This is a genomic window from Azonexus sp., from assembly GCF_036170495.1.
In the GTDB taxonomy this organism is placed as follows: domain Bacteria; phylum Pseudomonadota; class Gammaproteobacteria; order Burkholderiales; family Rhodocyclaceae; genus Azonexus.
The window spans coordinates 1-3,143 of record NZ_JAVHPH010000265.1 but is presented as its reverse complement, the minus strand read 5'-3'; the positions used below and the strand labels follow the sequence as shown (position 1 = coordinate 3,143).

At 65.4% G+C, this 3,143-nt stretch carries 3 protein-coding genes; 2 read left to right on the top strand and 1 reads right to left on the bottom strand.

Annotation, left to right across the window (positions count from 1 at the left end; translation table 11 throughout):
- Positions 1-17 precede the first annotated feature (17 nt).
- Positions 18-257, top strand: coding sequence for an EAL domain-containing protein (locus ADADOO_RS09630; protein WP_511277064.1), 240 nt, complete (start codon positions 18-20; stop codon positions 255-257).
- On the top strand, positions 254-2,743 hold the full coding sequence (locus ADADOO_RS09625) for an ABC transporter permease (RefSeq protein ID WP_511277062.1): 2,490 nt from the start codon (positions 254-256) through the stop codon (positions 2,741-2,743). The genes ADADOO_RS09630 and ADADOO_RS09625 overlap by 4 nt, the downstream gene beginning before the upstream one ends.
- Here the strand turns inward: ADADOO_RS09625 and ADADOO_RS09620 are convergent.
- Positions 2,740-3,143 (bottom strand): ATP-binding protein (locus ADADOO_RS09620; RefSeq protein WP_511277061.1); only part of this gene is annotated, 404 nt, incomplete at its 5' end. The genes ADADOO_RS09625 and ADADOO_RS09620 overlap by 4 nt on opposite strands.

Below are 3,143 nucleotides of genomic sequence, written 5' to 3'. Positions count from 1 at the left end.
TGCTGCCGGTCCAGCAATTGAAAATCGACAAATCCTTTGTCGATGGCATCGGCAAAAATACAGGCGACGAGGCGATTATCCGAACGGTCATGGCACTGGCCCGCAGCCTCGAATTCGAGGTGGTTGCTGAAGGCGTCGAAACGGTTGCGCAGTCCGAATTCCTGGCCGGGCTTGGCTGCCAACAACTGCAGGGCCATTTGCACGGGAAAGCCGTGCCCGCGCCTGAGTTCCGCGCCCGCTGGTCCGTGCGGCCATGATTGCCGGCCGCGCCTGGCGCACGCTCGGCCGCGAGTTGCGCTCCGGCGAGCTTCGTCTGCTCTTCGCGGCGCTCGCCATTGCCGTCGCCGCGGTCACCGCCGTCGGCTTCTTCGCCGATCGGGTGCGCCTAGCACTGGAACGCGAAGCGCGGCAAATGATGGGTGGTGACCTCATCCTCATCGCCGACCATGCCTTGCCTGCTGCCTATGCCACCGAAGCCCACCGCCGCGGCCTCGCTCTGGCCGAAACACGGGTTTTTCCGAGCATGGTCATCGGCTCCGAACAGGCGCAACTAGCCGACATCAAGGCGGTCAGCCCGGGCTATCCGCTGCGTGGCCGGGTGGAAACCAGCCAACGGGCAGGGGGGGCGGGCGAACCCGCCGAGGGAGGACCGGCACCCGGGGCAGTCTGGATCGATGAACGACTGTCGGCTGCGCTACAAGTTGGGCCGGGCGGATCGGTAACGGTCGGCGGACAGCGCTTGAAGGTGGCCGCCATCCTGACCCGTGAGCCGGATCGTGGCGTCAATTTTTTCAGTCTGGCGCCGCGGCTCATGATGCACGTCGACGACCTGCCGGCCACCGGCCTGATCCAGCCCGGGGCGCGCATCCGCTACAGCCTACTGGCCGCCGGTGAGGCGAAGGCTGTTGCTGGCTATCAGGCCTGGCTGACGCCACGTCTGGAACGTGGCGAACGGCTCGAAGACACACGTAATGCCCGGCCGGAAATCCGGGGCGCGCTGGATCGAGCCGAGCGCTTTTTGGGCCTGTCGACAGTGTTGACCGTGGTACTGGCCGCCGTCGCCGCGGCCATGGCGGCGCGCCGCTACATGCAGCGCCATCTCGACGCCTGCGCCGTCATGCGCTGCCTGGGCATGACGCAGGGCGGACTGCTCCGTCTGCATGGCTGGCTGTTTCTCTGGCTGGCCTTGCTGGCTGCAGTCGTCGGCAGCATCGTTGGCTATGCCGCGCATTTCGTGCTGATCCACTGGCTGTCCGCCTTGCTCGTGCTCGACTTGCCGGCGCCGGGCTGGTTACCGCTGGTTGGTGGGCTGGGCGTCGCCGGTGTGCTGCTCTTCGGCTTCGCTTTCCCGCCGCTCATGCAACTGGCACGCGTCCCGACCCTGCGCGTCCTGCGCCGCGAACTCGGCCCGCCGCAGGCGTCTTCGCTCGGCGGTTACGGGGTTGGCCTCGTTCTGCTCGCCGCCTTGATCATCTGGGTCGCTGGCGATATAGGGCTCGGTGCCTATGCCGTCGGCGGCTTTGTCGTCGCCCTCGGCAGCTTCTGGATCGTCGCCCGGCTCATCATTGCCGCCATCGCCCGCCTGCGCGGTGGCGTCGGTTTCGGCTGGCGCCAGGGGCTGGCTAGCCTGACCCGCCATGCGTCGTCGAGCGCCGTGCAGATCGTCGCACTGGCCATCGGCCTGATGGCGATGTTGCTGCTGACGGTGATCCGGGCCGAATTGCTCGATGCCTGGCAGCAATCCGTGCCGGCCGACGCCCCCAACCGTTTCGTCATCAATATCCAGCCCGACCAGCGCCAGCCGGTGGCTGACATGCTGCGCGCCAGCGGCGTCGAGGCTGAGTTGTTGCCGATGATTCGCGCCCGCCTGGTCAAAATCGCCGGCAAGGAGGTCAGTCCGGCCAGCTTCCCCGACGACGAACGCGCCCAGCGCCTGATCGAACGGGAATTCAACCTGTCATGGCGCAGCGATCTGCCCGCCGGAAACCGGGTTACGGCCGGGAGTTGGTTCGCTCCGGATGAGGCCGGGCAGGGGCTGGCCTCAGTCGAGGAGGGGCTGGCCAAAACCTTGGGCATCGCACTCGGCGACGAACTGGTGTTCATGGTCGCCGGCGTCGAAAAACGCGTGAAGACCAGCAACCTGCGCAAGCTGTCCTGGGACTCGATGCGCGTCAATTTCTTCGTCCTGACGCCACCCGGCGTCATTGAAGATGCGCCAGCCAGTTACATCACCAGTTTCCATTTGCCGGCCGAGCGGGCCGATGCCGCGTCCGAATTGGTCCGGCGCTTTCCCGGCCTGACGATGATCGATGTCGGCGCCATCCTGCGCCAGTTGCAGGTGGTCATCGGCCAGGTGGCCGGCGCTGTCCAGTTCGTTTTTGTCTTTGCCTTGCTGGCCGGCGGCATCGTTCTGTATTCGGCTTTGCTGACCAGCTTCGACGAGCGCCGCTACGAACTGGCCGTGATGCGCTCGCTCGGTGCCCAACGGGCGCAATTGCGCCAGGCCATGCTCGTTGAACTGGGTGTCATCGGCAGCGTCGCCGGCCTCATGGCGGCGATCGGCGCCATGCTGCTCGGGCGCCTTGTCGGCCAGCAGGCATTTCAGCTGGATTTGTCGTTCGGTCTCTGGTTGCCGGCGCTGTCGACGGTCGGTGGTGGCTTGCTGGTCGTACTCATCGGCTGGCTGGCGGTTCGCCAGTTGATCGCCACGCCGCCCTTGCTGGCCTTGCGCAACGGCGCCTAAAACTCGATTTCGGTGATGTTGAGTGGCCCCAGCCGCCGGTAGCGGATGGCTTTGCTCATGCCGTGGATCAGGCCAAGGCCCTGGCCGCCGACTTCCACGGTCAACCGGAAATTTTGCCCAAATTCGGAATTATCAAAAGGCGGCGCATCGTCTTCGTAGCGCAGGGTCAGGATGCCGTTTTTGCCGCCCAGGGCGAGGTTAACCTGGTGCTCGCTGTCGCCGTGGTGGCCGTGGGCAATCGTGTTGGTGAACAACTCTTCGATGACCAGTTGCAGGCGTAGCGAATCGTCGGCAGCAACGCCCAGTCCAGCAGCCTGTTCAGCGACGCTGGCCATCAGCCCAGGGAGCTCGGCATAGCGCGCGCTGACGGAAATGTCCGTAAAATGTGCAGTCATCGAAT